Source organism: Streptomyces sp. MP131-18 (genome assembly GCF_001984575.1).
Taxonomy (GTDB): Bacteria; Actinomycetota; Actinomycetes; order Streptomycetales; family Streptomycetaceae; genus Streptomyces; species Streptomyces johnsoniae.
This window is the reverse complement of record NZ_LZNS01000001.1, coordinates 1142940-1157599: the sequence shown is the minus strand read 5'-3', so window position 1 is coordinate 1157599 and position 14660 is coordinate 1142940. Positions and strand designations below refer to the sequence as shown.

Genomic DNA, 14660 nt, shown 5'->3' with positions numbered 1-14660 from the left:
AGAACGAAACGCTGACGTCGGGGCGCCCGGGAGCCGCCCGGGTCAGTTCCAGTCGAAGGTGTCGGGATCGGGGCCGGTCCTGACCCCGGCGTCCAGGGCGTCGACAGCCGCCATGTCATCGGCGTCGAGATCGAAGCCGAACACGTCGAGATTCTCCCTGATCCGCGAGGGTGTCACGGACTTGGGAATGGCGACGTGGCCGGTCGTGAGGTGCCAGCGCAGCACCACCTGGGCGGGAGTGCGGCCGTGCTTGTCCGCGATCGCCGTCAGCGCCGGGTCGTCGAGCAGACCCTTGCCCGAGCCGAGCGGCGACCACGCCTCGGTGACGGTGCCCAGCTCGGCGTCGAGCGTCGCGGTCTCGGCCTGCTGAAGGTAGGGGTGCAGCTCGATCTGGTTGACGGAAGGCACCACCCCGGTCTCCTCGACGACGCGGCGCAGGTGCGGCGGCTTGAAGTTGGAGACGCCGATGGCGCGCGCCCGGCCGGTGCGGTGAATCTCGTCGAACGTGCGCAGGATCGTCAGGTAGTCGTCGCGCATCGGCCGCGGCCAGTGGACGAGGTACAGGTCCAGGTAGTCCAGGCCGAGCCGGGCGAGCGAGGCGTCGAACTCGCGCAGCACCGCGTCCCTGGTCCAGGTCTCCTTGGCGCTGTTCCACAGCTTGGTGGTGACGAACAACTCCTCGCGGGGCAGCCCCGAGGCGGCGAGCGCGCGGCCCGTGCCCTCCTCGTTCTGGTACGCGGCGGCGGTGTCGATACTGCGGTACCCGGCGTCGAGGGCCTGGCCGACCGCGACCTCGGCGTCGGCGTCCGGCACCTGCCAGACGCCGAAGCCGAGCTGCGGCATCTTCACGCCGTTGTTGAGGGTCACATGGGGGACGCTGCTCACGGGCACATCAGTCCTTGGTCGATTCGATCCGACATCTTCCGCTTCCCATCGTCCATGATCGGCCCCCGCCCCGCACGCACGGGGAGCCGGGAGACAATGTCCGTCGTGCGCAGACTGACCCGTTTCCTCGACCCCTACATCGTGCTGCTGCTCGGCACGGTGGGGCTCGCCGCCCTGCTGCCGGCCTCGGGCCCGGCGGCGGGGGCCGTGGACGGCGCGGCCACGGGCTTCATCGGCCTGCTGTTCTTCCTCTACGGCGCCCGGCTGTCCACGCGCGAGGCGCTGGACGGGCTGCGCCGGTGGCGGCTGCACCTGGCGGTGCTCGCCGCCACGTTCGCGGTCTTTCCGCTGCTCGGCCTGGCCGCCCGCGGCCTCGTGCCGTGGCTGATCACCGACGAGCTGTACGACGGGCTGCTGTTCCTGTGCCTGGTGCCCTCCACCGTGCAGTCCTCGATCGCGATGACCTCACTCGCCCGCGGGAACGTGCCCGCGGCCATCGCCGCCGGTTCGTTCTCCAGCGTGCTCGGCGTGCTCCTGACGCCGCTGCTCGCCGCCGTGCTGATCGGCAGCAGCGGCGGATTCTCCGCGGACTCGCTGCTGGCGATCTGCGGGCAGCTGCTGCTGCCGTTCCTCCTTGGCCAGCTGCTGCGCCGGTGGATCGGCGGCTTCGTCCGGCGGCACCGCCGCGTCCTGTCGCTGGTGGACCGCGGCTCGATCCTGGTGGTGGTCTACGCGGCGTTCAGCCAGGGCATGAACGCCGGTGTGTGGCAGGAGGCGAGCTGGCGGCGGCTGCTGGCGCTGTTCGGCGTCGAGGTCCTGCTGCTCGCGGCGCTGCTGCTGCTGACCGCGTGGGTGGCGCGGCGCCTGCGCCTGCCGCGCGAGGACCGGATCGTCGTGGTGCTGGCGGGCTCGCAGAAGTCGCTGGCCGCGGGGCTGCCCATGGCGAGCGTGATATTCCAGGGGCAGGCCGCGCTCGCGGTGCTGCCCCTGATGATGTTTCACCAGATGCAGCTGATCGTCTGCGCCTACCTGGCCAAACGCTGGTCGGATGACCCGGAGGGCCCGGAGGAGACGGACAGCGCCAGCCGTTCCGCCCCGGCGTAGACGTTCATCGAGGTGCCGCGCAGGAAGCCGACGAGCGTCACCCCGGACTCCGCCGCGAGGTCCACCGCGAGCGAGGAGGGCGCCGACACCGCGGCCAGCACGGGGATGCCCGCCATCACCGCCTTCTGCACCAGCTCGAACGACGCGCGCCCCGACACCATCAGCACCGTGTCGGTGAGCGGCAGCGCGCCGCGGGTCAGGGCGCGGCCGACGACCTTGTCCACCGCGTTGTGCCGCCCCACGTCCTCCCGCACGTCGATCAGGCCGCCGTCCGCCGTGAACAGCCCTGCCGCGTGCAGTCCGCCGGTGCTGCGGAACACGCGCTGCGCGGCGCGCAGCCGCTCCGGCAGGGCGCTCAGCACCTCCGGTGTCAGACGCGGGCCGCCGGTCAGCGGCAGCGGCCAGCGGGCCGTGGTGCGCACGGCGTCCAGGCTGGCCTTTCCGCACAGCCCGCAGGAGGAGGTGGTGTAGACATTGCGTGCCAGGCGGTCGAGTGCGAGACCTGACAGCTCGATGCCCTCGGCGGGCCGCACGTCGACCACGTTGTATGTGTTGGTGCCGTCCTCGGTCGCGCCCGCGCAGTAGGCGATGCGGGCCAGCTCCTGCGCGCACGCGAACACGCCCTCGCTGACCAGGAAGCCCGCGGCCAGTGCGAAGTCGTCTCCCGGCGTCCGCATCGTGACCGCGACCTGCCGGCCGGCGACGCGGATCTCCAGCGGCTCCTCGCCGACCAGCGTGTCGGCCCGCTCGCTGAGCACGCCGTCCCTGATCCGCACCACGCGGCGGCGCTCGGTCATCCGTCCCATAACGCCATCATGCCCATATCCGGCGCTTATACGGCGGCGGCCTTCTTCGTAGGATGCGGCCATGGCACCCTCACCGCGGACACAGCCGCGGACACGTCTCCTGCACGACGCATCCCGCCACGAATTCCGTGATCCGGCCCGTCCGCGTCCCGTTCGGCTGTATCTGTGGGAACCACAGCGTCCGCCGGCCGCACCCGCTCCGCTGGTCGTCGTCTCCCACGGCACGGGCGGCTCCGGAAGCGCCATGGGCTGGCTGGCCCGCCCGCTGGCGGAAGCCGGTCTGCGGGTGGTCGCCCTGGACCACCACGGCAACAATTTCGTCGACGGCTACGAGCCGGAGGGCTTCGCCTTCGTATGGGAGCGGGCCAGGGACGTCTCGTTCGTCCTCGACGTGCTGGCTGGTGAGCGGCCCTTGGGGCCGGTGGGGGCGGCGGGCTTCTCCCTCGGCGGCTACACCGTCGCGGCGCTGGCCGGGGCGCGGGTCGCGCCGCAGGTCATGGCGGCAGTGCTGGCGGGGCAGGCGTCCTTGCCCGCGCTGCCGGAGTTCCCCGATCTGCTCGGGGCGCTGGGTGAGAAGGTACCGGCGGACGAGCTGCGGGCCGCTATCGGCGGTGCGGGAGCGGACGTGTCCGACTCCCGGATAAGGGCCGTCTTCCAGGTGGCCCCTGCCGTGGGCTCTCTCCTGACACCGCAGAGCCTGAAAGCCGTCCGGGTCCCGGTGGAAATCCGGTGGGGCGGGGCGGACACGATCACTCCGTTCGACGACGACACCCGCCCGTATCTGGCGCACATCCCCACCGCAGTCGGCCGATCCGTCGGCTCCGATGTGCGCCACGAGGACTTCTTCGAGGCCGAACCGGCCGGCGAGCCCGTCCGCGCCCGGGTGGCCGGCGAAGCGGCCGCCTTCTTCCGCCGACACCTGAGCTGACCCGCACACCGACCGCTTACCCTCCCGCGCGAGTGGCCGGGGCTCGACCGCGGACCGTTCAGACCACCACGAGCCCCCGGTGGTTGGCCCACGACTCGGCCGCTTCCGCCATGGCCTTGAGCCACCGCTCCTCGGGCCGGCGGAAGGCGAACGTCCAGTACATCCGCACGTAGGCGGCGGCGAAGGCGTCGACGGCCTTCGGGGCCCGCGTCCCGCCAGGCCGCGGCAGCGGGCGGTCCACGCCTCGGCGCCCTCGGGGCTGTGTGCCCGGCCGCAACGAGCTGCACGACGAGGCAGCCCGGGTCGATGAACGCGGCGCCCCGAGTGGGGCGTGTTGTGTTCGTTGACGTCCGTGTACAGCAACGCGTCTCCTCGGACCAGAGCAGCCTCTTTTTCACGCCGAGGTAGCGCTCCCACCGGGTCTTCGACCAGTTCCGGGCAATCTCGGGAAGGTCAAGTGCACCGATCTGGTTCGAACGAGCGGTATTCATGACCAGCGCGGACCCAATGCCGCACGGAGTGTGGCGCGGGAGCAGCTACAGCGGTAACAACGGGGGCGAGTGCGTCGAGGTCGCGGACGGCTTCCCCGGCGTCGTGCCCGTCCGCGACAGCAAGAATCCCGGCCCGGTCGTGGCGGTGCCCGCCGGTGCCTGGTCGGTGTTCGTGGAGCGCGTGAAGCGGTAAGAGCCATGAGGCCCCTGGCCCGCCGTGGCGGGCCAGGGGCCGGGCCGGGGTCAGTCGCGTGCGCGGGTGCTTTCCGGGGGGCCGAGGTAGCTGGGGTTGAGGCCGCCGGTGTCCACCACGATTTTCTGGAGCACGACCGTCGGGTCGACCATCCAGAACTTCAGCACGTGGCGGCCAGGTTCTGCGACCGTGTGGGTGGTGACCGTCAGGTTGACGTTGTCGGACGTGTTGCGTTCCCACTGCTTGTTCATCGCGGTGTCGTCCGCGCCGGTCACCTCGGTGACGTTCACGGTCTGCGGCTCGGCCTCGTCGAACGACACGGCGTAGGAGAGCCCGTCGGTGGGCAGCACGTTGTTCCGCGGCGAGAGGTAGGCGTACACCCGCACCTCGCCGGTGGTGAACAGCGTCAGTTCGTACTCCAGGCGCGGCCCCCGGCCCCCCGGGGTCCGGCGGGACGCGGTGACGGGGAACGGTGTCATGCCGTCGCCCGTGCGGCCGATGTCCGGGATGCGCTGCCAGCGCACGCCCGAGGTGTTCACCGCCCGGGAGTGGTGCGCGGCCTCGATCGACACGTAGCCGTTCGCCTCGATGAAGCCGGCCAGGCGCCGCCGCGGCACGTCGGGGTTCTCGACCACGGCGAGCACCTCGACGCGTACGCCGTCCGGTCCCGTCACCGTGATCGGCACCGTGGTGGTGCCGTGCGGGGCGGCGGCGAAGTCCACGGCGACCTCGGCGCGCACCTGCGTTTCGACGGTGCCGGAGCTCTCGGTGACGGTCACCCAGGGCTCCGCCGGTTCGATGCGGTACGCGAACGGTGCCGCCCCGCGGTTGAACACCTCGATGTACTGCGCGGGCTGGCTCTGGAACGGGCTGAACGACGGCAGCCGCGCGGGGGTGTCCGCCGCGGGCCACCACAGGGCGGAGCCGTCGATCGCGACTCCCATCTCCGGGCCCTCGGGCAGCTCGACGCGGCGCACCGGGGGGAACACCTCGTCGGGCAGCGCCACGTGGTCCGGCGTCTGCGGCTGCTGCCACGGCGCGTCGGGCCCGTACCGTTCGACGTCGCCGTAGCCGATCTTGGGCTGCGTCTGGAAGCCGGCCCACTTCCCGTCGGCCAGCGTGTTGTTGTAGTAGTCCGACATCGCCTGGTCGTCGGCGAACCTGGCGTCGGTGGCGTCGGCCAGCTGGTTGGCCGCGGCGCGGCCCTGCGCGGCGTAGTGCAGCGAGGTGAACTCCGCGTGCCGCAGCGCGTAAAGGTTGGCGGTGGCCTCCACCTGGTACTGCACCAGCTGGTAGTAGGCGTCCTGGTGGGCCGCGTCCAGCTCGTCCCCGATGCGCTGCGCCTCGGCGTCGAGGCGCTCCCACGCCTCGGTGACGCGGTCGAGTTCGCGGTAGTGCTCGATGCTGAACGGCGTGGCCCGGTCGTCGTACACCACGGCGGAGGAGTCGGTGGCCGGGTCCTTGGCCGGGTCGAGGGTGATGCGGCGGTTGAGCAGTTCCGGCTTGCGGCGGGCCTGGAGCACGCCGTAGGTGTGCAGCACCTCGGCGATGGCCTCGGCGTGCCGCGGGCCGAAGCTCTGCTCCGCGTACTGCCGTTCCCACTCGGCGAGCCGGTCGATGGTCCAGCGTTCGGGGTCCCAGGCGTAGTCGAGGAAGAACTGGAGCGGCATCTCCTCGGCCTTCAGGTCGCCCACGTTGACGACCCACAGGCGGTCGATGCCCGAGCGGTAGGACAGGTGCAGCTGCTCCCAGGTGGAGGCCAGGTTGACGGTGTCGACCCACTTGTAGTTGCGCCCGCCGCCGACGTAGTCGAAGTGGTAGTACAGGCCGTAGCCGCCGGCGCGTTCGGCGAGGCGCCGCTCGGGGACCTTGCGCATGTTTCCCCAGTTGTCGTCGCAGAAGATGACGGTGACGTCGTCCGGGGGCCGCAAACCCTGGTCCCAGTAGCGCTGCACCTCCTTGTAGAGGGTCTGTACCTGCGGGATGGCGGTGAGGTCGTCCGTGCCGGTGACCTCGGCGAGGATGGCGCGCTGGCTCTCCAGGATGGACTGCATCAGATCGATGCCGTCGCCGTCGGGCAGGCTGACGTCGCCGTTGCCGCGCATGCCGAGGGTGACCACGCCCTCGAAGTCCTGCTCGACCATGCGGCGGACGCCGTCGGCCCAGTACTGCTTGATCGCCTCGCCGTTGCGGCGGAAGCTCCACTCGCCGGTGCCGCCGTAGGGGTCGGTGCCCGGGGTGACGACGTTCCCGTCCTCGTCGCGCACGGCCGGGACGGCGTGCCGGTTCCACTCCTCGATGCCGCGCATCATCGGGGCCTCGTGCGAGGTGCCCATCACGATGCCGTACGCGGTGGCGGTCGCGTGGTTCTCCGGGTCGTCCTCGGCGAAGGCGCGGCCCCAGACGGCGGGCCACAGGTAGTTGGCCTTCAGGCGCAGCATGACCTCGAAGACCTTTGCGAAGAAGGCGCTGTTGAAGCCGTTGGGGAAGCCGGGCGCGTGCCCCGGGCCGAAGAACGCGGGGGCCCAGGTGCCGAGTGCCGGGTTCTCGTCGTTGATGAAGAAGCCGCGGTACTTCACGGCCGGGGTGCCCTGGGTGTGGCGGCCCGGCAGGGCGTAGAGCTCCGTGTGGGTGGGGGCGGGCACGTCGTCCCACCAGTACCAGGGGGAGACACCCATCTGACGGGACGCCTCGTACGCGCCGAAGATGGTGCCGCGCTGGTCGCTGCCCGCGATGACGAACGCGCGGCGCACGCCGGGCAGCGGGTGGGCGACGACCTGCTGCCTGGTGGTCTCCCAGCGGCCGGCTATGCCGTCGACGTCGAGCTTGCCGGCCTCGATCAGGCCGTCGACGAGGGGACTCCGGCCGATGGTGCCGACGATGACGACCTCGTCGTGGCGGCCGGTGACCTCGTCGCGCATGAGGTCGGGCGCGACGCCGGTGACGCGTGCAATGTCGGCCGCGAGGTCGTCGGCGACGCGGAGCACGCCGGGGTGGTCCTGCGAACTCACCAGGACGGGCGCGGCTTTGCCGTTCGCGACGAGCGCGAGGCTGCCGGGCCGCCAGGACGTGGACACGAAGGTGCCGCGTGCCCCCCGGCCACCTGTGGCCGGTGCGGCGGTGACGGCGGGTGTGGCATGGGCGGCGGTGGGCACCGCGGTGGCGGCGACGGTCAGGGGGAGCAGACTGAGGAAGGAACGACGGCTCGTCAAGGTCATTCTCCGCCCGGAGGAAGGGATGGCCGATAATTTTCGGGATGGTTCCGGAAGAAAGTAATGACGGGCCTGGCGTGGGTCAATACTCCGTCACCGGCGTGATCCGCGCGGGGGCGGCAGTGGTTCGGTGACCTGGGCGGGCCTGGTGTGCTTCCGCCCTATGAAAAGTTTTCAGCAGCAGCAGCAGCGGCGGCAGCAGCGGCCCGGCGACGGATCAGCGCGGCGAATTCCGCGGGCCGTTCCAGATGCACCGCGTGCCGGCCGCCCGGCACGGTCGTGTACGGCAGCCCGCAGTGCGCGGCGAGTGCGGCGACCGAGGCGTGCCGGGCGGCCGGCGAGTGCTCGCCGACCGTCAGCAGCACCGGTCCGCAGCCGAACGCGGGCGGGGCCGGCTCGAAGCCGCGGAACATGGCGAACTCCCGCTCCACGACGCCCGGTTCGTCCGGGGCCTCGGCAGGGCTCCAGGCCGGTCCGTACAGCGCGCGGCCGAACCCGGGCACACCGCCCGTGCGCAGCCCCTCGGCGACGTGCGCCAGCAGCCCCGGCGCCAGCGACCCCGCCGCCGGCTCGTGCAGCACGGCGGCCCGCAGCGGCACCCCGCGTGCGGCGAGCGCGAGTCCGAGCGTCGCCCCGCCGCTCACCCCCGCCACCACCGCCCCGGCGCACACCCCGGCGAGCGCGGACAGCTCCGTCTCCAGGTCGCCGGAGCAGGGCCGCGCCACCGAGACCGCGTCAAGACCGGCGAGGTGCGGCAGCAGCGCGCGGTGGATCGCGGGGGTGGCCGCGGCGCCGTGGATCAGCACCAGCCGCGGGCCGTTCACGAGGCGGCCGGCGCGCGGTCGGCCGGCACGCGGTAGACGACGGTGACGCTGCCGCCGCCCGGCGGCCCCTGGTGCTCCGCGCCGCCCGACACGTACAGCGCCGTGGTCCCGGCCAGGCCCGCGAGCAGGCCGCCGACGGCCGCCCGAGCATGCCGGGTCGCCGGCACGTCGGAGTCGGTGAGCATGGTGTGCCGGGCGCCGCGCACCAGGCCCGAGGGGTCGGCCTCGGCCTTGGCGAAGACCTGGACGACTTCCCCGCCCTCCGCGTCGACCTGCGCGAAGAGGCCCGACAGGCTCTCCAGGTCGATGGCGTCGCGCATCGTGCCGTGCACCGCGCGCAGCGGCCCGGCCGCCGACCGGCTGGTGCCGAGCACCAGCACGTGGCAGCCCGTCAGCTCCGCGCCCGCGCTCGCCGAGGCGCGGGAGGACCACACGGCGGCCGCGTCCTCGCCGCGCAGCGCGGCGAGCGCCGCCTCCTCGGTGCACTCGCCGAGGGCCACGGCGATGCCGAGCGAGGCCGCCGCCCGCGAGGCGCCCATCGAGGCGTAGGTGTCCTCGGTCACCGGCTCCGCGCCGTCCGCGCGGCAGGCGGCAAGGCGTTCCGAGGTCAGCAGCGGGCACTTCACCAGCGCGAGGTGAACGTCGTCGGGTGCCAGGTCCAGCTCCCCGACCAGCCGGCTCACCGTCTCCCGCACGGCCCGCACCTGCGGTTCGCGGCCGACCTCGGCCGGGGCCAGGTCGCGGGTGCGGCCGACCGCGGCGACCAGGCCGCGGTCGTGGCCGGGGTGCGCCCCGGCGTCGGTGACCACCAGGTTGACGTGCGGGCTGAGCACGCCCTCGGTGCCGCCGGAGAACACGGTGACCGTTCCGGCGGGCAGCAGCGGCTCCCAGCGGGACGCGGCCAGGGTACGGCTGAAGTCGTTGACGCAGCCGTTGCCCTCCGTCTTGCCGACCACGGCAAGCACGTCGGAGACGGCCCGCCCCGCCTCGGCGAGCGCGGCGAGGGGCGACAGGTCGCCCGGGTCGCCGGTGGCGGCGCGGATCAGGTCGACGGTGGGGTGGCTCATGCGCGCTCCCTGGTCAGGTGGTTGAAGAAGAGGTTGAGGAAGAACGCCACGATGACGGCGCTGGAGATGGACCCGCCGGCGACGATGCGGAACCAGGAGGGGAAGTCCGCGTAGATCGTGGGCGCCACGACCGGCACCATGCCCACGGCCAGCGCCAGCGCGACGATCATCCCGTTGTGCGTGCCGTCGTACCTGACCTCGCTCAGCGTCCTGATGCCGGTGAGGGCGACCATCGCGAACATCACCAGGCTGACCGCGCCGATCACCGGACCCGGCAGCGATGCCACGGTCTCGCCCAGCTTGGGCATCAGGCCGAGCAGCACGAGCAGCACGCCCGCGGCCGTGACGGTGTAGCGGCTGCGCACGCCCGTCATCCGCACGAGGCTGACGTTCTGCGCGAACACAGTGTCGGGGAACGACGTCATCGCGCCCGCGACCGTGCCCGACAAGCCGTCCGCGGCGAGTCCGCGGGCGAGCTCCGCGCGGCCGACCGGCCGGCCGGTGATCTCGCCGACCGACAGCAGGTACGCGGTCGACTCGGCGAAGATCACCAGCATCACCACGCACATCGACACCACGGCGGCGAGCGGGAATTCGGGCGCGCCGAAGTGGAACGGGTCGGGGAAGCCGAACCAGTCGGCGCCCGAGACCGCCGAGAAGTCCGTCATCCCGAGCCAGGCAGCCGCGCCGGTGCCGGCCAGCAGCCCGATCAGCACCACCGTCTGCGCGAGGAAGCCGCGGGCGAAGCGCGTCAGCACGACGATGAGGACCACCACGCCGACCGCCAGGCCGAGCCGTTCCCCCGAGGCGTAGTCCGGCGCCTCGGGGTCGTCGCCGGTGATCAGGTCGACGGCCTTGCCGACCAGGGACAGCCCGATGATCGTGACCGCGGTGCCGCGCACGACGGGCGGGAAATACCGCACCAGCCGGGCGAACGGCCAGGCGATGAGCATGCCGAAGACACCGGCGGCCAGCATCGCCCCGTAGACCGCGGCAAGACCGTACTCGCCCTGAATCGTGATCATCGGCGTGACGGCGGTGAACGACGCGCCCGCCACGACCGGCAGCCGGACGCCGAACAGCCGCCCGAGACCCAGGCTCTGCACGATCGTCACCAGCCCGGCCACCAGCAGGTCCGCGGCGACCAGCAGCCCGATGGTCCGCGTGTCGAGACCGGCCGCCGCGCCGAACACCAGCGGCACGGCGACGCAGCCGGTGTACATCACGGCGACGTGCTGGGCACCCAGCGCGCCGAGCCGGCTGAGCGGCAGCCGTGCGTCGACCGGGTGCGGCACCGTTCCGGCCGCGGTGGCCCCCGCGTTCCCTGGGCTCGTGCTCTCCGTCGTCATGCGCCGCCACCTGCTTTCCTGGTCTGCTCCGGGCAGCTGCGCCAGCTCCCGTGCCCGGAGATGTCGGGGGCGCCGTGCACGGCGTGCGCCTCGCACAGGAAGCCGGTGACCTCGCGGCCGTCCGCGAGCAGCACCCGGCCCAGCGCCATCGGCGCGGGCAGCGCCGCGAGCAGCCGGCCGAGCGCCGCGGGCGGCAGGGCCCACAGCTCGCCCTCGATGCCGTGGCCCGGCTCCCCATCGGCCACCCGCAGCAGGCCGGGGCGGGGCGGGCTGCCCGGCAGCGCGGCCATCCGGTAGCGCGGCGCGGTGCGCACCTCGCCGAGCAGGCGGGCGCCCGCGTCGGTGAGCTGGTGGTTCAGCGGCAGGCCGCGCAGGTGCGCGCCGAAGACGGCGAGCGGCAGGCCGGGCGGGCCCCAGCCGGTCGTCTCGCGGTCCTCCGCCGGGACGAGCAGCGCCGCGATGTCGGCCGCGACCCGGTCGGCGAAGGCGCGTGCGATCACCGTGACGCCGAAAGGACCGCCGTTCACGGTTCCGGCGGGGACCGCCACGGCGGACAGGTCCAGGAGGTTCACGAAGTTGGTGTACGTGCCGAGGCGGCGGTTGACGCCGTGCGGATCGGCGGCCACCTCGGCGAGGGTCGGGTGCTCCGGCGCGGTCGGCAGCAGCAGGGCGGCGCAGCCCGCGATGCGCTCCATGGCCTGGGCGCGCAGCGCGGCCAGCCGCGCCAGGTCGGCGGCGTAGGCGTGGGCGGGCAGCCGGCCGGCCGCCTCGACGACCGCGCGCACGCTGCCGTCGAGCCCGGGGCCGCCCGCGGCGACGAACGCGCCGAAGGCGGCGTACCGTTCGGCCGCGAACCCGCCCTCGTACAGCAGCCGGGCCGCGTCGAGGAACGGCTGCACGTCCACCGTCTCCACCCGCGCGCCGGCAGCGCGCAGCCGTTCCACCGCGTCGGCGAACGCCTTGCGCCAGTCCGGGCCGAGCGCGTCGAGCTGCGCCTCCGCGGGCACCGCGACGCGCGGCGCCGGCGGGGCGGCCAGCGGCGCGTCGGCCGGCCAGTCGCGCGCGCCGCCGCCGGCCAGCACCGCCGCCACCGTCTCGGCCGCGGCCAGCGTCGGGGCCAGGACGGAGACGCAGTCGAAGGGGCGGGCGGCGGGCACCACACCGTGCGTGGACACCAGGCCGAGGGTCGGCTTGAGTCCGACGATGCCCTGGAACGCGGCGGGCACCCGCCCCGATCCGGCCGTGTCGGTGCCGAGGGCGAAGTCGACGATGCCGAGCGCGACGGCCACCGCCGAGCCGGAGCTGGAACCGCCGCTGACCCGCGCCGGATCGTGCACGGCGCGGACCGCCCCGTAGGGGCTGCGGGTGCCGACGAGGCCGGTGGCGAACTGGTCGAGGTTCGTCTTGCCGGCCACGATCGCCCCGGCCGCGGTCAGCCGGGCCACGGCGGGCGCCGGGGCCTCGGGGCGGTAGGCGAAGCCGGGGCAGCCCGCCGTGGTGGGCAGCCCGGCCGTGTCGATGTTGTCCTTGACGGCGAACACCTGCCCGGCGAGCGGCAGTTCCGTGCCCGCTGCCACGGCGGCGTCGACGGCGGCGGCCTCGGCGAGCAGGTCGTCCGCGGGCCGCACGGCGATCCACGCCTCGGGCCGTTCCCCCCGGTCGAGCAGCGCCAGGGCCCGCCGCACGCGTGCCGTGGCCGTTCCCGCGGCGGTCACGCGGCCTCCCCGAGGGCGGCGAGCAGCGCGCCGCTGTCCGCGACGGCGCCGAAGATGCCGCCCTGCATGGTGATCATCTTCAGCGCGGCCTCGTAGTTGGTGTGCTCGGTGGCGCCGGTGCAGTCCGACAGCAGCAGGCACTCGAAGCCGCGGTCGTTCGCCTCGCGCATCGTCGTGTGCACGCAGACGTCCGTGGTGATGCCGGTCAGCACCAGGTGGGTGATGCCGCGGGTGCGCAGCACCAGGTCGAGGTCGGTGGCGTAGAACGAGCCCTTGCCGGGCTTGTCGACGACCAGTTCGCCGTCCAGCGGGGCCACTTCCGGCACGATCTCCCAGCCGGGTTCGCCGCGCACGAGGATGCGCCCGCACGGGCCCGCGGTGCCGATCTCCGCGCCCATGCGCTCCGAGCGCCACCGCTTGTTGGCGGGCAGGTCGGACAGGTCGGGGCGGTGCCCCTCCCGGGTGTGGACGACGGTCATGCCCGCGCGCCGCGCCGCGGCGAGGACGCGCGCGGTGGGTGCCAGGCCGGAGCGGGTGAGGGAGATGTCGTAGCCCATGGTGTCGACGTAGCCGCCGGGGCCGCAGAAGTCGGTCTGCCAGTCGATGCACAGCAGCGCGGTCCTCGGCGGGCTGAGTGTGCCGTCGTAGGGCCAGGTGTAAGGGGTGGCGTCAACGGAGGCCATGGCGCGGGCGGTTCCTTTCCGGGAACGGGAACGGGAACGGGAGCGGGAACGGGGCGGGAGGCGGCATCAGCGGCGGGAGAGGGCGAGGTGGGCGAGCGCGGCGGCGGCCATGCCGACCACGGCCTCGCAGTACTGGGGGCCCTGGTAGTGCACGAGGGTGGCCAGCGCGGCGCCGACCGCCCAGGCGGCGAGTGCGGCCGGGCGCAGCGGCGGGGCCGCGGGGCGGGCGGCGGCGCGCCGGGCGCGCAGCAGCTGGTCGGTGAGGATGACGGCGCCGATCGGCGGCACGAACACCCCGAGCAGCACCAGCCAGGTCTCGAAGTGCTCCCAGACCCCGGCGAGCGCGACGGCCAGGCCGAGCAGCCCGATGACGGGCACCAGGCGGCGCAGCGTGGCGCCGGTCAGTTGGCCCCAGCCGACGGCCGCGTTGTAGAGGCAGTGCGCCGAGACCGAGCCGAGGTTGACGAAGACGAACACCACGGCGGCGGCGGTCAGGGCCGCGCCGTGGCCGGTCAGCAGCGGCAGGAAGTCGCCGCCGTCGCTGCCCGGCCGCGCGGCGGCGCCCGCGCCGACGATCACGGCACCGACCAGCAGGGCCAGCAGGTTGGCCACGGGGAAGGCGGACAGCGCGGCGAGCACCGCCTCCCTGCCGTTGCGCGACCAGCGGGTGAAGTCGGCCGTCATCGTGCCCGAGTCGATGAACGTGGCCACGACGAGGGTGACGGCGGCGCCGAACGCCAGCGCGCCGCCGGACGGCGCCGCGCCCTCGTAGGACAGGACGTCGCCCACGCTCGCGTCGCGCAGGGCGAGGGCGATGGCGACGGCGCCCAGGACCAGGTACAGCGGGGCGGCGATCCAGCCGATCACCGCGAGGGCCCCGATGCCGGCGCGGGCGACCGCGGCGTACAGCACGCCGGCCACCAGCACGGTCGCCTCGGTGTGCCAGCCGAGTGCCGCGTTCAGGGTGGCGCCGGTCAGGCCCACCTGGAAGGCGAACCAGCCGATCACGACGGTGGACAGGAAGGCGGCCGCCAGGGCGGCGCCGCGGGTGCCGAAGGTGACCGCGGCGATCCTGGCGAACGTGTCGCCGCTGCGGCCGGCCAGGTAGCTGAGGGCGCCGACGTAGCCGCCCAGGACCAGGCTCCCGGCCAGGATGGCCGCGAAACCGACGGCGAACCCGAGGCTGTGGACGATGACGCCGCCGACGATGGCGTTGGTCAGCACCATCGGGAAGCCGAACCACACCGAGGACACCGACCGCAGCGGCCTGCGGTGCGTGGGCGGGACGGGCCGGTCCTCGAACTCCTCGGCCGCGCCCGCGGGTACGGCGGCGGTATCGGCCGGGTGGGCCGGGGCGTGCGTCATTGAGACTCCTGGGGACGAGTGGAGCGGGGGAGGGGCGT

The 14660-nt window shown here is 73.6% G+C and carries 13 protein-coding genes; 3 read left to right on the top strand and 10 right to left on the bottom strand.

Features of this window, described 5'->3' with window-relative positions; all coding sequences use genetic code 11:
• Positions 1 to 42: 42 nt before the first annotated feature.
• Complete coding sequence (locus STBA_RS04855; protein ID WP_077058042.1) at positions 43 to 885, bottom strand: aldo/keto reductase; 843 nt, start codon at positions 883 to 885, stop codon at positions 43 to 45.
• Positions 886 to 981: 96 nt separating this feature from the next.
• Between STBA_RS04855 and STBA_RS04850 the strand changes: the two genes are divergently transcribed.
• A complete protein-coding gene (locus tag STBA_RS04850) occupies positions 982 to 1989 on the top strand; it encodes a bile acid:sodium symporter family protein (protein ID WP_077058041.1) in 1008 nt (335 codons plus the stop codon).
• Here STBA_RS04850 and fdhD read toward each other — a convergent pair.
• Complete coding sequence (gene fdhD / locus STBA_RS04845) at positions 1911 to 2795, bottom strand: formate dehydrogenase accessory sulfurtransferase FdhD (RefSeq protein WP_077058040.1); 885 nt, start codon at positions 2793 to 2795, stop codon at positions 1911 to 1913. The genes STBA_RS04850 and fdhD overlap by 79 nt on opposite strands.
• 61 nt (positions 2796 to 2856) lie before the next feature.
• Between fdhD and STBA_RS04840 the strand changes: the two genes are divergently transcribed.
• On the top strand, positions 2857 to 3723 hold the full coding sequence (locus tag STBA_RS04840) for an alpha/beta fold hydrolase (protein WP_079251720.1): 867 nt from the start codon (positions 2857 to 2859) through the stop codon (positions 3721 to 3723).
• Positions 3724 to 3781: 58 nt separating this feature from the next.
• Here the strand turns inward: STBA_RS04840 and STBA_RS04835 are convergent, their stop codons facing one another.
• The gene (locus STBA_RS04835) at positions 3782 to 3964 is read right to left on the bottom strand and encodes a hypothetical protein (protein ID WP_077058039.1); all 183 of its coding nucleotides are present in this window, start codon (positions 3962 to 3964) and stop codon (positions 3782 to 3784) included.
• Positions 3965 to 4212: 248 nt separating this feature from the next.
• Between STBA_RS04835 and STBA_RS04830 the strand changes: the two genes are divergently transcribed.
• A complete protein-coding gene (locus STBA_RS04830; RefSeq protein ID WP_077058038.1) occupies positions 4213 to 4407 on the top strand; it encodes a DUF397 domain-containing protein in 195 nt (64 codons plus the stop codon).
• A gap of 50 nt (positions 4408 to 4457) precedes the next feature.
• Here STBA_RS04830 and STBA_RS04825 read toward each other — a convergent pair whose 3' ends face one another.
• The 7 genes from STBA_RS04825 to STBA_RS04795 all read right to left on the bottom strand — a co-directional run bounded on the left by STBA_RS04825 (position 4458) and on the right by STBA_RS04795 (position 14622).
• Complete coding sequence (locus STBA_RS04825) at positions 4458 to 7619, bottom strand: glycosyl hydrolase 115 family protein (RefSeq protein WP_253194530.1); 3162 nt, start codon at positions 7617 to 7619, stop codon at positions 4458 to 4460.
• Between the two features lie 161 nt (positions 7620 to 7780).
• On the bottom strand, positions 7781 to 8443 hold the full coding sequence (locus STBA_RS04820; protein WP_077058036.1) for an alpha/beta fold hydrolase: 663 nt from the start codon (positions 8441 to 8443) through the stop codon (positions 7781 to 7783).
• Positions 8440 to 9510 (bottom strand): ring-opening amidohydrolase, encoded by a 1071-nt coding sequence (locus STBA_RS04815; RefSeq protein WP_077058035.1) that lies wholly within the window; start codon positions 9508 to 9510, stop codon positions 8440 to 8442. The genes STBA_RS04820 and STBA_RS04815 overlap by 4 nt, the downstream gene beginning before the upstream one ends.
• Positions 9507 to 10859, bottom strand: a complete 1353-nt coding sequence (locus STBA_RS04810; RefSeq protein WP_077058034.1) for a nucleobase:cation symporter-2 family protein — start codon at positions 10857 to 10859, stop codon at positions 9507 to 9509. Before STBA_RS04810 ends, STBA_RS04815 begins: the two co-directional genes overlap by 4 nt.
• Positions 10856 to 12574 carry an allophanate hydrolase gene (gene atzF / locus STBA_RS04805; protein ID WP_077058033.1) on the bottom strand — a complete coding sequence of 573 codons (1719 nt, stop codon included), beginning with the start codon at positions 12572 to 12574 and terminating at the stop codon, positions 10856 to 10858. Before atzF ends, STBA_RS04810 begins: the two co-directional genes overlap by 4 nt.
• Positions 12571 to 13257, bottom strand: coding sequence for an isochorismatase family cysteine hydrolase (locus STBA_RS04800; protein ID WP_077058032.1), 687 nt, complete (start codon positions 13255 to 13257; stop codon positions 12571 to 12573). Before STBA_RS04800 ends, atzF begins: the two co-directional genes overlap by 4 nt.
• 66 nt (positions 13258 to 13323) lie before the next feature.
• Entirely contained in the window at positions 13324 to 14622 is a 1299-nt protein-coding gene (locus STBA_RS04795) for a cytosine permease (RefSeq protein WP_077058031.1), read from the bottom strand.
• Positions 14623 to 14660 lie beyond the last annotated feature (38 nt).